The 18,740-nt window shown below is 51.7% G+C and carries 21 protein-coding genes; 8 read left to right on the top strand and 13 right to left on the bottom strand.

Annotated features, from left to right (window positions below; genetic code table 11):
* Positions 1-3: 3 nt before the first annotated feature.
* From FEK47_RS16980 to FEK47_RS16970, 3 genes are all read left to right on the top strand, one after another.
* Positions 4-1,545, top strand: a complete 1,542-nt coding sequence (locus FEK47_RS16980; RefSeq protein ID WP_135486749.1) for a CoA-transferase — start codon at positions 4-6, stop codon at positions 1,543-1,545.
* A complete protein-coding gene (locus FEK47_RS16975; RefSeq protein WP_135486750.1) occupies positions 1,542-3,614 on the top strand; it encodes an FAD-binding protein in 2,073 nt (690 codons plus the stop codon). The genes FEK47_RS16980 and FEK47_RS16975 overlap by 4 nt, the downstream gene beginning before the upstream one ends.
* 92 nt (positions 3,615-3,706) lie before the next feature.
* Positions 3,707-4,984, top strand: coding sequence for an MFS transporter (locus FEK47_RS16970; protein ID WP_138183294.1), 1,278 nt, complete (start codon positions 3,707-3,709; stop codon positions 4,982-4,984).
* Positions 4,985-5,085: 101 nt separating this feature from the next.
* Here the strand turns inward: FEK47_RS16970 and rplI are convergent, their stop codons facing one another.
* Genes rplI through rpsF form a run of 4 tightly spaced genes read right to left on the bottom strand, consistent with a single transcriptional unit; the run spans position 5,086 to position 6,525 of the window.
* On the bottom strand, positions 5,086-5,535 hold the full coding sequence (gene rplI / locus FEK47_RS16965; RefSeq protein WP_001196062.1) for a 50S ribosomal protein L9: 450 nt from the start codon (positions 5,533-5,535) through the stop codon (positions 5,086-5,088).
* A 41-nt stretch (positions 5,536-5,576) separates the two neighbouring features.
* Positions 5,577-5,804 (bottom strand): 30S ribosomal protein S18, encoded by a 228-nt coding sequence (gene rpsR / locus FEK47_RS16960; RefSeq protein ID WP_000135199.1) that lies wholly within the window; start codon positions 5,802-5,804, stop codon positions 5,577-5,579.
* A 4-nt stretch (positions 5,805-5,808) separates the two neighbouring features.
* Entirely contained in the window at positions 5,809-6,123 is a 315-nt protein-coding gene (priB, locus tag FEK47_RS16955) for a primosomal replication protein N (RefSeq protein ID WP_001296681.1), read from the bottom strand.
* A 6-nt stretch (positions 6,124-6,129) separates the two neighbouring features.
* Complete coding sequence (rpsF, locus tag FEK47_RS16950; RefSeq protein ID WP_001216676.1) at positions 6,130-6,525, bottom strand: 30S ribosomal protein S6; 396 nt, start codon at positions 6,523-6,525, stop codon at positions 6,130-6,132.
* A gap of 326 nt (positions 6,526-6,851) precedes the next feature.
* Here rpsF and yjfY point away from each other — a divergent pair, with 326 nt between their 5' ends.
* Positions 6,852-7,127 carry a DUF1471 family protein YjfY gene (gene yjfY / locus FEK47_RS16945; RefSeq protein WP_000492914.1) on the top strand — a complete coding sequence of 92 codons (276 nt, stop codon included), beginning with the start codon at positions 6,852-6,854 and terminating at the stop codon, positions 7,125-7,127.
* A gap of 129 nt (positions 7,128-7,256) precedes the next feature.
* Here the strand turns inward: yjfY and ulaF are convergent, their stop codons facing one another.
* Genes ulaF through ulaA form a run of 6 tightly spaced genes read right to left on the bottom strand, consistent with a single transcriptional unit; the run spans position 7,257 to position 11,663 of the window.
* Positions 7,257-7,943, bottom strand: a complete 687-nt coding sequence (gene ulaF / locus FEK47_RS16940; RefSeq protein ID WP_001170798.1) for an L-ribulose-5-phosphate 4-epimerase UlaF — start codon at positions 7,941-7,943, stop codon at positions 7,257-7,259.
* The gene (ulaE, locus tag FEK47_RS16935; RefSeq protein WP_138183293.1) at positions 7,943-8,797 is read right to left on the bottom strand and encodes an L-ribulose-5-phosphate 3-epimerase UlaE; all 855 of its coding nucleotides are present in this window, start codon (positions 8,795-8,797) and stop codon (positions 7,943-7,945) included. The genes ulaF and ulaE overlap by 1 nt, the downstream gene beginning before the upstream one ends.
* Before the next feature lie 9 nt (positions 8,798-8,806).
* Positions 8,807-9,457, bottom strand: a complete 651-nt coding sequence (gene ulaD / locus FEK47_RS16930) for a 3-keto-L-gulonate-6-phosphate decarboxylase UlaD (RefSeq protein ID WP_108476137.1) — start codon at positions 9,455-9,457, stop codon at positions 8,807-8,809.
* Positions 9,458-9,470: 13 nt separating this feature from the next.
* Positions 9,471-9,935, bottom strand: a complete 465-nt coding sequence (gene ulaC, locus FEK47_RS16925) for a PTS ascorbate transporter subunit IIA (RefSeq protein WP_000776505.1) — start codon at positions 9,933-9,935, stop codon at positions 9,471-9,473.
* Between the two features lie 9 nt (positions 9,936-9,944).
* Positions 9,945-10,250, bottom strand: a complete 306-nt coding sequence (gene ulaB, locus FEK47_RS16920; RefSeq protein ID WP_000218362.1) for a PTS ascorbate transporter subunit IIB — start codon at positions 10,248-10,250, stop codon at positions 9,945-9,947.
* A gap of 15 nt (positions 10,251-10,265) precedes the next feature.
* Positions 10,266-11,663 carry a PTS ascorbate transporter subunit IIC gene (ulaA, locus tag FEK47_RS16915; protein ID WP_135486751.1) on the bottom strand — a complete coding sequence of 466 codons (1,398 nt, stop codon included), beginning with the start codon at positions 11,661-11,663 and terminating at the stop codon, positions 10,266-10,268.
* Positions 11,664-12,016: 353 nt separating this feature from the next.
* Here ulaA and ulaG point away from each other — a divergent pair, with 353 nt between their 5' ends.
* Both ulaG and ulaR read left to right on the top strand, forming a co-directional pair.
* Positions 12,017-13,081, top strand: a complete 1,065-nt coding sequence (ulaG, locus tag FEK47_RS16910; protein ID WP_001295191.1) for an L-ascorbate 6-phosphate lactonase — start codon at positions 12,017-12,019, stop codon at positions 13,079-13,081.
* A gap of 107 nt (positions 13,082-13,188) precedes the next feature.
* Positions 13,189-13,944 (top strand): HTH-type transcriptional regulator UlaR, encoded by a 756-nt coding sequence (gene ulaR, locus FEK47_RS16905; RefSeq protein WP_000133631.1) that lies wholly within the window; start codon positions 13,189-13,191, stop codon positions 13,942-13,944.
* On the opposite strand, the gene yjfP is transcribed toward ulaR, so the two are convergent.
* Complete coding sequence (yjfP, locus tag FEK47_RS16900) at positions 13,941-14,690, bottom strand: esterase (protein ID WP_112019575.1); 750 nt, start codon at positions 14,688-14,690, stop codon at positions 13,941-13,943. The genes ulaR and yjfP overlap by 4 nt on opposite strands.
* Before the next feature lie 181 nt (positions 14,691-14,871).
* On the opposite strand from yjfP, the gene bsmA reads away from it, so the two are divergent.
* Together bsmA and yjfN are read left to right on the top strand one after the other, a co-directional pair.
* The gene (bsmA, locus tag FEK47_RS16895; protein ID WP_064525807.1) at positions 14,872-15,201 is read left to right on the top strand and encodes a biofilm peroxide resistance protein BsmA; all 330 of its coding nucleotides are present in this window, start codon (positions 14,872-14,874) and stop codon (positions 15,199-15,201) included.
* A 273-nt stretch (positions 15,202-15,474) separates the two neighbouring features.
* Positions 15,475-15,750 carry a DUF1471 family protease activator YjfN gene (gene yjfN / locus FEK47_RS16890; protein WP_001517630.1) on the top strand — a complete coding sequence of 92 codons (276 nt, stop codon included), beginning with the start codon at positions 15,475-15,477 and terminating at the stop codon, positions 15,748-15,750.
* Positions 15,751-15,866: 116 nt separating this feature from the next.
* Here yjfN and FEK47_RS16885 read toward each other — a convergent pair whose 3' ends face one another.
* Complete coding sequence (locus FEK47_RS16885; RefSeq protein WP_138183292.1) at positions 15,867-17,492, bottom strand: isovaleryl-CoA dehydrogenase; 1,626 nt, start codon at positions 17,490-17,492, stop codon at positions 15,867-15,869.
* A gap of 83 nt (positions 17,493-17,575) precedes the next feature.
* The gene (locus FEK47_RS16880) at positions 17,576-18,739 is read right to left on the bottom strand and encodes a glutathionylspermidine synthase family protein (protein WP_135486752.1); all 1,164 of its coding nucleotides are present in this window, start codon (positions 18,737-18,739) and stop codon (positions 17,576-17,578) included.
* Position 18,740: the final 1 nt, after the last annotated feature.

Here is an 18,740-nt window from a genome sequence, read left to right as displayed (position 1 = left end):
TGTATGCGTAAGATAACAACCGCCGAGGCACTGGCGGCGCAAATTCAGGACGGCGCAACCATTGCCATTAGCGGTAACGGCGGCGGCATGGTGGAAGCTGACCATATTCTGGCAGCCATTGAAGCTCGTTTCCTGCAAACCGGACACCCGCGCGATCTGACATTAATCCACTCGCTGGGTATTGGCGATCGCGACAGCAAAGGAACCAATCGCTTCGCTCATGCCGAAATGCTCAAACGCATAATTGCCGGACACTTTACCTGGTCGCCCAAAATGCAGGAACTGGTGAAAAACAATGCCATTGAAGCCTACTGCTTTCCTGGTGGCGTGATTCAGGCGTTGCTACGGGAGATCGGTGCCGGACGTCCGGGACTTTTTACCCACGTAGGGTTGGGATCGTTTGTTGATCCGCGCAATGGCGGTGGTAAGTCGAACGCTTGCACCACCGACGATCTGGTAGAACTGATTGAAATTGATGGTGAAACCAAACTCCGCTATCGCCCTTTCAAAGTGGACTATGCCATTTTGCGCGGCACTTATGCCGACCCGCGTGGCAACGTCAGCCTTGAAGAAGAGGCGATTGATATGGATAGCTATTCGATGGCGCTGGCAGCACACAACAGCGGCGGCAAAGTGTTCGTACAGGTGCGCGACGTACTGGAAGCAGGCGCACTTGAACCACGTCGGGTCAAGCTGCCGGGGATTCTGGTAGATGGCATCGTTGAGTGCCGCGAACAGCCGCAAACCTATCTTGGCGGTTACGACCTGACGATCAGCGGGCAACATCGCCGTCTGAGTTCTAACGACGCTATTGAACTGGTTAGTCATCCGGTGCGTCGCCTGATTGCCCGTCGGGCAGCGCGCGAACTGGTGGCTGGCGCTTCAACCAACTTTGGCTTTGGTATTCCTGGCGGTATTCCAGGAGTAGCGCTGCGCGAAGGCGTTCCTTACCAAAGTTTATGGCTAAGCGTCGAGCAAGGCGTGCATAACGGTATGATGCTGGATGATGCGTTTTTCGGCTGCGCACGTAACGCCGACGCCATTATTCCATCACTCGATCAATTTGAGTTCTACAGTGGCGGAGGGATCGATATCACCTTCCTCGGCATGGGAGAGATGGATCAGCAGGGTAACGTCAACGTCTCGCATCTCAATGGCAATCTCATTGGCCCCGGCGGATTTCTCGAAATTGCGCAAAACGCCCGTAAAGTGGTGTTCTGCGGCACGTTCGACGCCAAAGGCAGCAAAATCGATGTAACGCCAGATGGCTTGCATATCGCCCAGTCAGGTCAAATCCCTAAACTGGTTACCCAGGTGGAAAAAATTACCTTTAGCGCCGCGTACGCACAGCAAAGCGGTCAGGAGGTGTTGTATATCACTGAACGCGCGGTATTCCAGTTAACGGCAGAAGGCGTTGAATTAATTGAGATCGCGCCGGGTGTGGAAATAGACCGCGACATTCTGCCATTCATGGCCTTCCGTCCAATTATCAATCAGCCGCGCCTGATGGAAAGTAGCCTGTTTACGCCGATGGAGGACGCATGAGCCAGCCTGATGAGGCCATCCTTGATGCGCTGACGCACGTCACCTTTCCGAAGGGGTTTGTGTCAGCAGAACCAACGTCAATTGTCACCGTTGAGGATGTTGATTACCCGCTCTGGCAAGTTGATGCCCTAGTGGTTGGTAGCGGCGCTGCCGGTCTACGAGCGGCAGTAGAACTAGAGCGTCGTCAGCAAAATGTACTGATCGCGACCGCCGGGTTATATATGGGAACGTCGGCATGCTCTGGTTCCGATAAACAGACACTGTTTACCGCCGCTACTGCGGGCAACGGTGATAACTTCGCCAAACTGGCGGAAGCACTGGCAAGCGGCGGCGCAATGGATCACGACACCGCTTATGTCGAGGCGGTCGGTTCCCTGCATACCCTCGGCGGTCTGCAATATCTTGGTCTGGAATTACCGGAAGATCGCTATGGGGCAATTCTCCGTTATCAAACTGACCATGACGAAGCCGGACGCGCTACCTCGTGTGGGCCGCGCACTTCTCGTCTGATGGTGAAAGTATTACTGGAGGAAGTGCAGCGCCTCGCCATCCCAATGTTGACCAGTGCAACGGTGATTAAGCTCCTGCATCAGTGCGGAGAGAATGGCGAAGATCGCGTTGCGGGGGCTATTCTCGCAACCGGTTCCCGTGCCCATAATCCCTGGGGGCTGGCCATTGTGACTACGCCCAATGTGGTACTGGCAACGGGCGGACCGGGCGAGCTTTATCGCGATAGTGTTTATCCACATAAATGCTTCGGCTCGCTGGGACTGGCCCTGGAAGAAGGTTTGACGCTAACCAATCTGACAGAAAGCCAGTTTGGTATTGGCACGCCGCGCAGCACCTTTCCGTGGAATTTGTCTGGCACCTATGTACAGGTGATCCCGTATATCTATTCTGTGGATGCTGAGGGCAACGAGTATAACTTCCTTGCAGATTACTATCGCACTACCCAGGAACTGGCTTCAAACATCTTCCGTAAGGGCTATCAGTGGCCGTTCCATGCCACGCGGGTGATGGATTTTGGCTCAAGCTTGCTGGATATGGCGGTGGCGCAGGAACAACAACGTGGTCGCCAGGTTTTTATGGATTTCAATCGCAATCCTGAAGCCGTACCTGGTGATTTGCCGTTCTCATTAGAGCGGCTGGATGCCGACGTTCATGCGTATCTGGAAAATAATGGCGCCCTGGCGCAATCGCCCATCGAACGTCTGCAACGGATGAATCCGCTCTCTATCTCGCTGTACAAGATGCACGGTTACGATCTCACCGCTCAGCCTCTGCAGTTCGCCATGAATAATCAGCATATGAATGGCGGTATAGAAGTGGATATCTGGGGGCAAACCTCCCTGCCCGGTTGCTTCGCGGTGGGAGAAGTTGCCGGAACTCACGGCGTTACCCGGCCTGGCGGCGCGGCACTGAATGCCGGACAGGTTTTTGCCGTGCGCCTGGCGCGTTTTATTGGTTGCTCCCAAAAGCGGTCTGTTGATGGAGATATTGCAAAGCTGGCAGCCTCGCCGTTGTCTACTGTCAGAGAGATCATCACTCAGGCGCTGGCTAACGAAAACGGAATGACGCTGACAACGGCGAAAGAAAAAATCCAGACACGAATGTCTGATTATGCTGGATTTATTTGTCATGCCGATAAAGTTCGCCACGCCACCCGTGACGCCCTGCTGTTGAGTGAATTTGTGCAGCAACACGGTTTGACCATCAAACATGTAGGCGAAATTGCCGAGCTGTTTATGTGGCGGCATATGGCACTGACCTCTGCCGCGGTATTGACACAGTTGACGCATTATATTGATGCAGGTGGCGGTAGCCGCGGGGCGCGGATGGTTATTGATCCACAAGGTGAATGTCTACCACAAACTCGTCGCGGCGCAATAGAAGAATGGCGTTTTCGCTCTGAACTCGCTGAAGACAAAAATCACAAATTAACGATTCAATATTCGCAAGGTTCTTTTATTACCGAAGTGAAATCTTTACGTGAACAACCGCGTATTAATGGTATTTACTTTGAAAAAAACTGGCCAGACTTTTTAAAGGGAGAAATTTACACACAATAATTTTCAATATTTCCTCTGTACCTGATTTTTATTACCTATTACACGGAATTACCAACAACCAGGGTTTATTAATATAATTAAAAGGTTTAAGCATGAATAAAATAAAGAATTACCGGTGGCATATGATTGCCCTCGTATGCTTTATCACTGTAATCAATTATCTGGACAGAACGGCGTTAGGTATTGCGGCTCCAACGATTATGGAGACAACCGGAATAACTAAAGAGCAATATTCATGGATTGTCAGTGCATTCCAGTTAGCCTATACATTGGGGCAACCGATAATGGGCTTCTTTATTGATACCGTTGGTCTAAAAATAAGTTTTGCGATATGTGCCGCAATTTGGGGCCTGGCAACAATGGGCCATGCACTAACCGGAACATGGTCAGGTCTGGCATTTATGCGCGCCCTGATGGGTTTCAGCGAAGCCTCGGCAATTCCGGCGGGTGTTAAAACCGCATCAACATGGTTTCCGGCAAAAGAGCGTGGCGTAGCGACAGGTGTTTTCAATATGGGCACCTCACTCGGCGCGATGCTTGCCCCACCGCTGATTGCCTGGTGCATTATGTTTCATAGCTGGCAATTTGCGTTTATTGTCTCAGGTAGCCTTGCTTTGCTCGCGGCTTTATTTTGGTTCTTTTGTTATAAAGATCCGAAAGATGCCAAACGCCTTTCTGATGAAGAGCGCCAGTATATTGAATCCGGGCAAGAGCAGCATCTTAAAACAGATAAGAAGGAAAAAACCTCAATCAAGCATATCCTCAGCCAACGTAATTTCTGGGGGATTGGCATCGCGCGTTTTCTCGCAGACCCGGCATGGGGAACCATTAACTTCTGGGTGCCGATTTTCTTCGTCGAAACGCTGCATTTTAGCCTGAAAGAAATTGCCATGTTCGTCTGGCTGCCTTTCCTGCTGGGCGATCTCGGCTGTTTAGCCAGTGGTTTCGTCGCGAAGTTCTTCCACGATCGCGGCGTGAGTTTAATTAACTCACGAAGAATTACCTTCACTATTGCAGCCGTCATTATGATGACGATTGGTCTGGTGAGTATTGTCGAAAATCCCTACATTGCCGTATTACTGATTAGTATTGGCGCGTTCTCGCATCAATGTCTTTCTACTGTTGCAGCAACTCTGGGTGGCGATCTGTTCAAAAAAGACGAAGTAGCTACCGCAGTGGGTATGGCAGGAGCCTGTGCGTGGAGCGGTCAGTTGATTTTCAACCTGTTTATCGGGGCATTCGTTCACATTATCGGCTTCGCGCCGTTCTTTATTGCCCTGGCTTTCTTTGACATTATTGGCGCCATTGCGCTGTGGACGCTTATCAAAGTTAAAGATGAAGAACCGCAAGTACAGTTAGCGACAAGCTAATTAATAGATATCAGAGCGTTATACTACCAGTTGTAACGCTTTCGCTATAAAGCAAAACGCCGACCAATGGTCGGCGTTTTTACGTCTCGTTGAATAACGAATTATTCAGCTACTACGTTTACGATCACTTTCGCGAATACTTCGCTGTGAACCTGGAAGCTCACTTCGTGTTCGCCAGTGGTACGCAGAACGCCGTTCGGCAGACGAACTTCGCTCTTAGCCACTTCAACGCCAGCTGCAGTTACAGCGTCAGCGATGTCGCGAGTACCGATGGAACCGAACAGTTTACCTTCGTCGCCAGCTTTAGACGCGATGGTAACAGTTTCCAGTGCATTGATTTTCTCAGCGCGAGCATTAGCTGCTGCCAGAACTTCAGCCAGTTTAGCTTCCAGTTCAGCGCGACGTGCTTCGAAGAATTCAATGTTTTTCTTGGTAGCTGGAACAGCTTTACCCTGCGGTACCAGGAAGTTACGAGCATAGCCCGCTTTAACGTTTACCTGATCACCCAGGCTACCCAGGTTTGCTACTTTATCAAGCAGAATAACTTGCATTACCTTATCCTCTCAAAGTCGTATTAATGGACCGTGACCGATTACTGATGGCGATCAGTGTACGGCAGCAGGGACAGGTAGCGAGCGCGTTTGATAGCGCGAGCCAGCTGACGCTGGTATTTTGCACGGGTACCGGTGATACGGCTTGGGACAATCTTACCGCTTTCGGTGATGTAGTTTTTCAGCGTAGCGATATCTTTATAGTCGATCTCTTGAACGCCTTCCGCGGTGAAACGGCAGAACTTGCGACGACGGAAATAACGTGCCATATGGCTAGTCTCCAGAATCTATCAATTCAATCTGCTCGGCATGCAAAACCATTTTGCTCAGTCCGTTCTTTGCCTTGTGGCATGAAATGAACCCCTGAACGGTTATGCGACTGCCGACCGTTATACTGTGAGTAATGGCCTGGTTTTCGTGTCCGCTAACAATAACGGGCATTTGGCACCACGCCTGCCGGTGAAAACCGGCTTCCTCCTGCACAGAACGATGCTCAAGCACGAACTGGCAGTGAGGAATTCCTGATGGACTGACCTTTCGAAGGGGAGTCCTGCACACGGTGCCGGACAACACCAGACGGTTGGTCATCAGAAATTACTCTTCAGAATCCCCAGCTTCAGCATCATCTGCGGTTTCGTTTGCGAAATCATCGCGACGCTCACGGCGCTCGTCTTTCGCTTTAACCATCGGAGATGCTTCGGTAACAGCGTGCTTGGTACGCATAACCATGCTGCGGATAACGGCATCGTTGAAGCGGAAGGTAGTTTCCAGCTCATCGATCACTTCCTGCGGAGCTTCAACGTTCATCAGAACGTAGTGTGCTTTGTGCAGTTTGTTGATCGGGTAAGCCAGCTGACGGCGGCCCCAGTCTTCCAGACGGTGGATCTTGCCTTCTGCACCAGTGATGGCAGCAGTGTAGCGCTCGATCATGCCCGGAACCTGTTCGCTCTGGTCAGGATGGACCATAAAAACGATTTCGTAATGACGCATCGAATTGCTCCTTACGGATTATTCAGCCTCCTGTCTGGGTCAGCCGAATCCCGGGGAGGCAAGGAACGTGTTAAAGGTCGGCTGAAAAATGACGCGTTATAGTACTTGTATGCCCCGCTAAACTCAAGGCCAGCCGACAAATAAATCACATCTTTCGCGCAAAAGAACTAACTCGCTGATTTGAAGTTCATCACATTCCGTCACAGTGTTTTTTCGAACAACTGCATCAGAAATGGTCACCATCAACTTCTTTATCATTGATTAAAATTAAATCAGAAGATCATCACAGAGGAGAGCACACAAAGTCAGCCGTCGAGGAGGTATCTATGTTCAGTCGTGTTTTAGCCCTTCTGGCTGTGCTTTTGCTAAGTGCAAATACATGGGCAGCCATTGAAATTAATAACCACCAGGCCAGAAATATGGACGACGTACAGAGCTTAGGTGTGATTTATATCAACCATAACTTCGCCACTGAAAGTGAAGCTCGCCAGGCACTGAATGAAGAGACAGATGCGCAAGGCGCAACGTACTACCACGTGATTCTGATGCGAGAACCGGGGAGTAACGGCAATATGCACGCCAGCGCGGATATTTATCGCTAGCACCAGGTATAACCAACGAAACATTGCCATAGTTTGCTTTGCCCCCTTCTCCGGGGGCATTTTTTTGAAAAACGGCTGCGGAATCAGACCAGTTATCTCCCGAAGAAGGAAATTTCCGCAGCGCGTGTTTTACTTCTGCCCGTAATAGGCGTTGGGACCGTGCTTACGCATGAAGTGTTTATTCATCAGGAAGCTGTCGATGTGATTGAGTTGTGGATTAATACTGCGCGCAATCCACGCCATTTTCGCCACTTCTTCCATCACTACCGCGTTATGCACCGCGTCGTGGGCATCTTTCCCCCAGGCGAACGGTCCGTGCTGATACACCACAATTCCCGGCGTATGCAGCGGCTCAGCGTCACCCAGCGTTTCGATAATCACTTTGCCAGTGTTCAGTTCGTACTCGCCCTGCACCTCTTCTTCGCTTAACCCGCGCGTACACGGGATATCACCAAAGAAGTAGTCAGCGTGCGTGGTGCCTAACGCCGGGATCGCCAGCCCCGCCTGCGCCCATGCGGTGGCATGAGTGGAGTGGGTATGGACAATGCCGCCCAACGACGGATAACGGCGGTAGAGTTCGAGATGCGTCGCGGTGTCGGAAGATGGGCGATACGCCCCTTCCACCACCTTACCGCTCATATCGACCACTACCATATCGTCTGCTTTCATGGTTTCGTAGGCGACGCCGCTGGGCTTGATCACCACCAGCCCGCGTTCGCGGTCAATGGCGCTGACGTTGCCCCAGGTAAAGGTCACCAGCCCGTAGCGCGGCAGATCCATATTGGCTTCAAACACCTGCTGTTTCAGCTTTTGCATTATGCCGCCTCCACCATGCCTGCTTTGGCCATGCGCGCTTTCACCCAATCGCGCGCTTTCGCCACTTCTGCCGCCGGGTCTTCCGCCGTTTCGCTCCACATCTCAATCAGGTACGGCCCGCAATAGCCACTCTGTTTGAGCGTTTCGAAGCAACGTTCGAAATCCACTACGCCTTCGCCAAAAGGCACGTTTTTGAAGACGCCTGGTTTGGTGTCTTTCACATGCACCGCGACGATATGCCCGATTCCGGCCTGCAATTCCATCTGCACATCGTTGTCCCACGCCGACAGGTTGCCGATATCCGGGTAGAGCTGGAACCACGGGTTGTTGAGATAGTGCGCGTAGCCCAGCGCCTTGCTGATGGAGTTCATCAATGGGTAATCCATGATCTCCATTGCCAGCGTCACCTGCGCGCGGCTCGCCATCTCAACACTCTCTTTCAGCCCGTCACGAAAACGACGACGCGTTTCGTTATTGGCTTCCTGATAGTAAACGTCATAGCCCGCCAGTTGGATCACGCGAATGCCGACGTCCTGGGCGAACTGGATAGCTTTACGCATAATCTCCAGCCCCTGCGCCCGCACTGCATCATCTTCGCTACCCAGAGGGAAACGACGATGGGCAGAAAGGCACATGGACGGTACACGTACGCCAGTTTCAACAATCGCGTTGACCAGCGCCAGACGCTGCTCGCGGCTCCAGTCGAGGCGCGACAGGCGATCGTCCGTTTCATCCACCGACATCTCGACAAAATCGAAGCCTAACGTTTTTGCCACTTGCAGCCGTTCCAGCCAGCACTCCCCGCCGGGGAGCGCTTTTTCATAGATGCCAAGCGGGATTTGTTTGGACAACATATCCGCTCCTTAGCCCCACAGCTGGGCGATGGAACGTTTGAACTGACGCGCAGCTTCAACCGGAGAAGCGGCATCACGGATGCTGCGACCCGCGATAAACACATGAATCGGAATACCTTTGAACAGCGGCAGATCTTCCAGCGCCAGGCCACCGGTGACGGTGACTTTGAAGCCCATATCGGAAAGACGTTTGATCGCGGTGATATCTGCTTCGCCCCATGCCACGCCTGCGGCCTGCGCGTCACGGCTGCGGTGATAAACCACCTGCCCAATGCCTGCGTCGCGCCACTGCTGCGCCTGTTCCCAGGTCCAGTAACCGGTCAGTTCGATCTGCACGTCGCCGTTAAACTCTTTTGCCACGTCCAGCGCGCCTTTGGCGGTGTTGATATCCGCACAGCAAATTACGGTCACCCAGTCAGCGTTGGCTTCGAAGCACATGCGAGAAAGGATTTTGCCTGCATCGGCAATTTTGGCGTCAGCCAGTACGATTTTGTGCGGGTAGAGTGCTTTCAGGTCACGAACCGCACGCACGCCTTCGCCCACGCACAGAATGGTGCCCACTTCGATAATGTCGACTTCTTCGGCAATCAGGCGAGTGGTTTCGTAGGCGCTATCCATAGTTTGGTTGTCCAGCGCGACTTGCAACATCGGTAATGACATCTTCAATTCCTTCTTAAGCTGCCGCGTTGGTGCGGTCAATGAGATCCAGTACTTCCTGCTCAGTACGGCAGGCACGTAAACGGTCGAAATTCTCTTCATCTTCAAACAGGTTGACGATCTGCATGATGCCCACTTCCTGGTGAGTGTTGGCATCAACCGCCGCCATGGTGATGAGGATATCCACCGGGTCGTTATCTTCGTGGTTGAACTCCAGCGGCTTTTTCAGCGTCACCAGCGCAAAACCGGTTTTCTTAACGCCCTCTTCCGGGCGACCATGCGGCATTGCCAGGCCTGGAGCGAGCACAAAGTATGGGCCGTGCTGTTCAACCGCATCCAGAATCGCCTGGTAGTAACGCGGCTCGACAACATCGGCCGCCACCAGCAGGTCAACGCCGATTTTCACTGCGTCCTGCCAGGTTTCAGCTTCAGCCTGCAAACGGATGGATTTATTTTCAGCCAGCGAATCACGTAATTTCATGGCGCGCCCTTACTTCACGTCCTGCGGGAAATGTTCTTTGATCACTTCCAGCAGTTTCGGGCCAAAGTCAGCCGGAGAGAGCATGTTGCGCACGCCAACCACGTATTTGTTGCCGGTCACGGTGATTTCGCCCGCAATGTGCGTAGAAGCGATGATGATATCCGCGCCGCTCAACTCGCTTTTGTATTCGCCAACCGCGCAGCTATTTACCGTGTGGTCAATATTTGATTGGGTTAAAAACTGGTCCACTTTCATTTTCATGATCATGGAACTGCCTTGTCCGTTGCCACACACAGCCAGAATACGTACGGTCATAATCAAAACTCCTTATTAAGCAGACTGTTCTGCCAGTTGTTTTTCTGCATCTTCTTCTGCGCGCAGCGCGCGGCCAGCGAAGAACATATAAGCCAGTGCAATGACGATGATGACGGTCATAAAGGCGATACCGATGGAGAAGAAACCCTGCATCATCGGCGGTGCCAGAATCGACCAGTCCGCCATACCCATCCAGGCACTCATACCGGTGAGTTTCACCGCCCAGACGCAACCAAAGATTTCGATCATCCCCATCACCAGACAAATCTTCAGCGCCGCACGCCAGCCGCCGAAGTGGTTAGCGAACACGCCGATGGTGGCGTTGGAGAAGAACATCGGGATAAAGCCAGGAATAATCAGGATCGAGGAACCGCAGGCGACCAGGATACCAACCGCAATCAGCTGACCGATGGTGCCCCACATAAAGCCCCAGACCACGGCGTTCGGCGCGAAGCTATAGATAGCCGCACAGTCAATCGCCAGAACCGCACCTGGGATCAGACGCTGGGAGATACCGTTAAATGCTTCAGAGAGTTCCGCCACAAACATGCGCACGCCCTGAGTGATGATGAAGATCGCCACCGCAAAGGAGAAACCGGTTTGCAGGATGTAGACCGTCCAGTGCACTTTGCCTGCCATCGCCTGCACGGTGTCGATACCGAAGGAGAGCAGAATGGCGCCAAAGAAGATGGTCATGACAATCGCCGTGGAGACGATGTTGTCGTGGAAAATGTTCAGCCAGCCAGGCAGTTTGAGGTCTTCAACGCTCTCCTCTTTTTTGCCCAGGAACGGCGCGACTTTATAAGCAATCCATGATGCAAACTGCTGCTGGTGACCGATGGAGAAACCGCAGCCATCCGTCACTTCCTGAGTCGGCTTGTACATCATGTTGGAGGTAATGCCCCAGTAGAGCGAAACCAGAATCGCCGTGCAGATAATGGTGGTCCACATGGAGTAGCCAAAGATGAACAGCGTGACGGCAATCAGCCCAGCCTGCTGGAACATGATGTGGCCGGTCAGCATGATGGTGCGAATACCGGTAATACGACGCAGCAGCACGTAACAAATGTTCAGCGCCAGTGCCAGCAGCACTGCGTACCCTACCCAGCTATAGGCATCGCCCATGCGCTCGATAGTGGCCATCATCGAAGCGTAAGTATCTGAAATCGCACCGTTGATACCGTAGACTTCCGACATTTTCGCCACCACCGGTTTGAAGGTGCTGGTCAGGATGCCGGACCCTGCCTGCAACAACATGAAACCAATTATGGTTTTAATCGTACCTTTAATAATAACGCTGACACTTTTGCGCAGTAGGATGTAACCCAGACAGGTCACAATACCCAGCAACAACGGGGCATTGGTCATGACCTGGTTAAAAAACACGGTAAAGATGTTGTAGAGGATCTCCATAACGATCTCCTGAAGAAGAGGTAACCGGGTATTCCGCACACCCGGAATGTTGTGCATTCACTCTAATTTTCAAAAGTAATCACAACAAGATTATTTATGATTAAATGTGACGCGGCACGCAAATAATTCCACATGGATAGAGTGGGATTCATGCAACGAAACAATTATTCATTTAAATTCATTTAGTTAAATTAATTACACATTCCGTTAAATCTTTCCACACTCAAAATCCGCAACAACTCCCCCGGCAAAAAGTCAAAAAATGGTCATTGTCTTCCTGAAAAAATAGTGTCAGGATTAATCAAAACCAATCACATATTGATTCAAATTGAACATCATGAAGGTAAATGGCGATGAGTAAAGTGAAAAGTATCACCCGTGAATCCTGGATCCTGAGCACTTTCCCGGAGTGGGGTAGCTGGCTGAATGAAGAAATTGAACAAGAGCAGGTCGCTCCTGGTACATTCGCGATGTGGTGGCTCGGTTGTACTGGGATCTGGCTGAAATCGGAAGGTGGCACCAACGTTTGCGTTGATTTCTGGTGCGGTACTGGCAAACAAAGTCACGGTAACCCACTGATGAAACAGGGTCACCAGATGCAGCGCATGGCTGGTGTGAAAAAACTGCAGCCGAACCTGCGTACTACCCCGTTTGTTCTTGATCCGTTTGCGATTCGCCAGATCGACGCGGTACTGGCAACTCACGATCACAACGATCATATCGACGTCAACGTCGCTGCTGCCGTGATGCAGAACTGTGCTGATGACGTACCGTTTATCGGACCGAAAACCTGCGTGGATTTATGGATTGGCTGGGGAGTACCGAAAGAGCGTTGCATCGTGGTCAAACCAGGCGATGTGGTAAAAGTGAAAGACATTGAAATTCATGCCCTTGACGCGTTCGACCGTACTGCACTGATCACCCTACCAGCGGATCAAAAAGCGGCTGGCGTGCTGCCAGACGGCATGGACGATCGCGCAGTAAACTATCTGTTCAAAACACCGGGCGGTTCTCTGTATCACAGCGGCGATTCCCACTACTCTAACTACTATGCAAAACATGGCAACGAGCATCAGATCGACGTGGCGTTAGGATCGTATGGTGAGAACCCACGCGGTATTACCGACAAAATGACCAGCGCCGATATGCTGCGTATGGGCGAAGCGTTGAATGCGAAAGTAGTTATCCCGTTCCACCATGATATCTGGTCAAACTTCCAGGCCGATCCGCAGGAAATCCGCGTACTGTGGGAGATGAAAAAAGATCGTCTGAAGTATGGCTTTAAGCCGTTTATCTGGCAGGTCGGTGGCAAGTTTACCTGGCCGTTGGATAAAGATAACTTCGAGTATCACTATCCGCGTGGTTTTGACGATTGCTTCACCATTGAACCGGATCTGCCGTTCAAATCGTTCCTGTAATCTGTCGTTTATACCGGGTAGCGTGGATCTGTTCGCGCTATCCGGCGTAGTATTTCCTGGCTATTTCAAATATCATCTAAAAAAATCAAATTTTATCGGAATAGCTCATGACTGAAGCACAAAGACATCAAATCCTCCTGGAAATGCTCGCACAATTGGGCTTTGTGACCGTGGAGAAAGTCGTTGAGCGTCTGGGAATTTCGCCTGCCACTGCGCGACGCGATATCAATAAACTCGACGAAAGCGGCAAACTGAAGAAAGTGCGCAACGGCGCCGAAGCGATTACCCAGCAGCGCCCGCGATGGACGCCGATGAATCTGCATCAGGCGCAGAATCACGATGAAAAAGTACGTATCGCTAAAGCGGCCTCGCAGTTGGTTAATCCGGGCGAAAGTGTAGTCATCAACTGCGGCTCTACCGCGTTTCTGCTCGGCCGGGAAATGTGTGGCAAACCGGTGCAAATCATCACTAATTATCTCCCGCTGGCAAACTATCTGATCGATCAGGAACATGACAGCGTGATCATCATGGGCGGGCAGTACAACAAAAGTCAGTCCATCACCTTAAGCCCACAGGGCAGCGAAAACAGTCTCTATGCCGGGCACTGGATGTTTACCAGCGGCAAAGGGCTGACCGCAGAAGGGTTATATAAAACCGATATGCTGACAGCAATGGCAGAACAGAAGATGTTGAGTGTGGTAGGGAAACTAGTGGTATTGGTCGATAGCAGTAAGATTGGTGAACGCGCGGGAATGCTTTTTAGCCGCGCCGATCAAATCGATATGCTGATCACCGGCAAAAATGCTAACCCAGAGATCCTGCAACAGCTGGAAGCGCAAGGGGTCAGCATTCTGCGTGTTTAAAGATGCTGGTGGAAAAACGTCACTGCAGCATCTAACGCCTCGGGTGTAATACGGTGGCGCACGCCAGGCTGCCATGAACAGGTTAACTGTTTATCTCGTCCCGTTTCTCTTAATGCCTGCTGCAAACGTAGTGATTCCTCGGCAGGCACAACATCATCGTCAAGGCCATGCCACAACAGCAGTGGCCTGCTTCCCAGTTCGTCCAGGTGGTTTGTCGCTTCCCACTCTGCCAGTGGAGCAATAATGTTATTAAATTCGTTTTGCTGTGCTGGCGTTTCAGGCTTCAACGGTGGAAACAGTGAACGGGCAAGCGATGTAAAATAGCCAGACCCCATCATGCTAGCGGTACATTTCACCGTGGGGTGGCGAGCGGTAATCCCCAGCGCGGTCATTGCGCCCATTGACGCACCACCAACCGCCAGGCGTTCATCAAGCAGCCAGTTTTCTTCGGCTATTGCCGCACGTAAAGTAGTGAATTCCTGCATACTTTGTAGCAAGATTTGCCAGAATTGATTTAAACGCCGCGCTGCGTCGCCACTAAAACGGCTACCGTGATTGGGCGCATCCGGCATGATCACCCGGAAACCAGCCTGCGCCAGCGCGACGGCAAAATAGCTATAAACCAGGCTGGATGAAGTAAATCCGTGATAAAAAATCACACACGGTAACGGGATTTCTTTTTGCCCTACGGGATAAGCGTGAAGAACGGGAATATCAGCCAGCACGCGTGATTCTAATTCAATCATCTTTTTCTCCTTTGAGTCTGGTATGACATGAAGAAATCCTTAGCACAAGTTTCTGCTGACCGTATTAGTTCATAATGTTGAGATGTGGATTACGCTTTCACAACGTTTTCATTCGAAAATCGCGTACCAGGTAACAATTCGGGAACATTCCCCTCAAGTTAAATAAATAAGGCACTACACTATGGTTAGCAGGAAACGTAATAGCGTTATTTATCGGTTTGCCAGTTTATTATTGGTGTTGATGCTAAGCGCCTGTAGCGCACTGCAAGGTACGCCACAGCCAGCACCGCCAGTAACGGACCATCCGCAAGAGATTCGCCGCGACCAGACACAAGGGTTACAGCGAATAGGTAGCGTAAGCACGATGGTACGGGGCTCTCCGGATGACGCATTAGCAGAAATCAGAGCGAAAGCTGTCGCTGCAAAAGCTGATTATTACGTTGTCGTAATGGTGGATGAAACCATCGTGACAGGACAGTGGTATTCACAAGCCATTTTATACTCTAAATAATTCGAGTTGCAGGAAGGCGACAAGCGAGTGAATCCCCAGGAGCTTACATAAGTAAGTGACTGGGGTGAGTGAACGCAGACGCAGCACATGCAACTTGAAGTATGACGAGTATATACCGTAAATAAATCAGACAACTTATACAGCCAGCTTTACATTGCTTTGCGTCCCTATGCGTTTACCTGTGCACAATAAATTACCGGCGGGAAGCTCGGGCGTTTATTACCGCGATGGAATGCCCTGCCACATGTGGGGAAACGAAAAATGGAGCTGACGATGAAACAATTACTTGCCTCACCCTCGCTGCAATTAGTAACTTGCCCTGCGAGCGCCACGGCACAGTCTGCAGAATTCGCCAGTGCTGACTGCGTGACGGGCCTGAATGAAATAGGTCAGATCTCGGTTAGCAATATTTCAGGGGATCCGCAGGACGTGGAACGTATCGTGGCGTTAAAGGCCGATGAACAAGGTGCGTCATGGTACCGCATTATTACCATGTACGAAGACCAACAGCCTGATAACTGGCGTGTACAGGCGATACTGTATGCGTGAGTGTCATCTGCAGCGAATGAACAATGCCGGATACGGCGCGAGCGCCTTGTCCGGCCTACAATTTTCACATATTTCATTTAGTTAATCGAAACCAGCGTCGCATCCGTCGTATACGCTTACAAACACACTCCCCCCGTCGCCCGCAGCAATAAATCATTCTGGATCTGCTCTGACAACCGCACGCCACCGCGCGTATTTAACATCACCTGACACCACGCCTGCGCCATTGGCGGAGAAGCATATTTCAACATTTGCGCACCGCAGCCCAGCAGGAATAGCTGATGAGTAATCTCTCGCCCCAATTCTTCAGCTGGCTTACGCAACTGCTGCTGTAAACGACGAACCGCGCGATCAAAATAACGATCTTGCCCTTTCACTTCCATAAACGCTTCCGACAGCAAATCGTAGACGCCCGCTTGCTTATTAAGAACGCGCAGCACATCGAGGCACATAATATTGCCAGAGCCTTCCCAGATGCTGTTCACTGGCATCTCCCGATAAAGTCGCGGTAGTTCGCTCTCTTCGCAATAGCCAATACCGCCCAGCACCTCCATCGCTTCAGCCACAAACGGAATGCCACGTTTGCAGATCACAAATTTCGCCGCAGGCGTAAATAAGCGCGCCCACAGGGCTTCTTTGGCATCGGCACGCCGATCCCACGCTCGCGCAAGACGAAACAGCAACGCCGTTTGCCCTTCAAGCTGAAGCGCCATGCGACTTAAGACATGGCGCATAAGGGGCTGTTCGATTAACGGATTACCAAATACATGGCGTTGATGAGCGTGATAAATCGCCAGCGAGAACGCACGACGCATCATGGAGTGGCTACCCAGAGCACAATCAAAACGCGTCATCCCGCCCATTTTCAGAATCAGGCGAATCCCTTCCCCTTCCTGACCCAACAACCAGCCAATGGCATCCTGAAACTCCACTTCGCAACTGGCATTGGAACGATTACCCAGCTTATCTTTCAGGCGCTCCAGGCGAATCGCGTTGCGTTGCCCGTCAGGCAAAAATCGCGGCACAAAAAAGCAGGACAAACCGCCCGTGGTCTGCGCCAGCACCAGATGCGCGTCGCTTTGTGGCACCGAGAAAAACCATTTATGCCCCACCAGCCGATAAGACCCATCGTCCAGACGTTCGGCGCGAGTGGTGTTGCTCATCACATCGGAACCGCCCTGCTTTTCCGTCATTCCCATGCCAATCAACAAGCCGCGTTTTTGCCCGCCGGGCAATAAGTGGGAGTCGTAGCGATCGCTCAACAGCGGCGTGGTCCAGTCCTGAAACGGCGCCGGTAGCATCTGTAACAGCAATGGCGTAGCGGCGAAGGTCATCGTTATCGGGCATAACGACCCGGCCTCAACCTGCGCGTGCAACATAAAACGCGCCGCCCGCGCCACAAATGCGCCAGAACGAGCATCTTCTTCCCAGGCCAGGTTATGTACCCGATTGGTACATAACGCCTGCATCAGCAGGTGCCATGCGGGATGGAAACGGACATCGTCCAGACGTCGCCCCTGGGCATCGTAGCGCAACAGTTCAGGTGGGTTTACATTCGCCAGCCGCCCCAGTTCAAGGGATTCTGCCGTTCCGAGTTGTTGACCAATACTGGCGAGAAAATCGCTATCCCAACCAGCGCCTTCGCGCGTTACCGCTTCGCAGAGCGCGCCATCAGACAGGTATAAATTGCTGTTATTTAAGGGTATAGGTTGATTAAAAACAGTGTGAGTTTGCCAGTGCACTGTGTCTCCCTCCATCAATGGCAGTCACCATTAGTATGGTCACTGCCACGGATTCCTGACAGAAAGAGATTGCTAAAACATTCTTAACCCGCAATGTAGTGCGGAACAAAACGCGAAGTGTCTTTAGTGATCAGCGTGTTATCTTCGCGGATACCCATACCGCACGCTTCATCATCGACAATCCAGCTACCAATCAGCGTGTAACTATCGCCAAATCGCGGTAGCGGTTGAAACGCCTGATAGATCATCGGTTCATCGGCGTAATCACCATCAGCGTGGTCAACGACGTTATTCTGGCCGTCGAAAATGGTGACGTTACCGCCCTCGCGTGAGTAGATCGGTTTACGCACATAGCTTCCGCCAGCGGCGATCTGCGGTTTTTCGCCCTCAAACCAGGACGCCAGAAGATTAGGATGACCAGGAAAGAAGCGCCAAAGCAGCGGCATTAGCCCTTTGTTACTCAAGATACTTTTCCATAACGGCTCCACCCACTGCTCACGACGCTTGCGCAGCAGCGGACCGTTATCGTCACGCATCATCCACTCCAGCGGGTACAACTTAAATGCACGCTGGATGACATTATCATCAAGATCGGTCAGTACACCGCCGACGCCCAAACCGAGATCTTCAATGTAGATAAACCGCGACTCCTGCCCTGCCTGCTGGGCGCAGTCCTGCAAGTACAGCACGGTACTCCTGTCTTCGTCGGTGTCCTGACAGCAGCAAAAATAAAACGGCTCCCGGCTATAAAGCTCGCTAAAGCGTGAAATCAGGCGCTCCTGAATGGCATTGTACTGATCGGCATCGCGCGGAATAACGCCGCTGCGCCGGGCATCTTCCAGCCACAACCACTGGAAATAAGCCGACTCGTACAATGAAGTTGGCGTATCGGCGTTGTACTCCAGCAACTTAACCGGCGCATTACCACACCAGGCAAAATCCATACGGCCATACAGCGAAGGATCGCGTGCGCGCCAGCTTTCGGCGATCACATCCCAGTACAACGGCGGGATCGCCAGTTGCGTCAGGATCTCTTCATCTTTAACCGCACGATCCACCACCTCAAGGCACATCTGATGCAGTTCCGCAGTCGGTTTTTCGATCTGCTCTTCAATCTGGCGCAGGGTAAAGCGGTAAGCCCGACTCTCATCCCAATAGATTTCATTGTCGATGATATGAAAGTCAAATCCGTTATCGGCGGCAATCCGGTCCAGATCCCGCCGCACAGGAACGTTGTGTCTCAGCATG

Origin of the sequence: Escherichia sp. E3659, assembly GCF_005781135.1 — a bacterium.
GTDB lineage: Bacteria > Pseudomonadota > Gammaproteobacteria > Enterobacterales > Enterobacteriaceae > Escherichia.
This window is presented reverse-complemented; position numbering and strand designations above follow the sequence as displayed.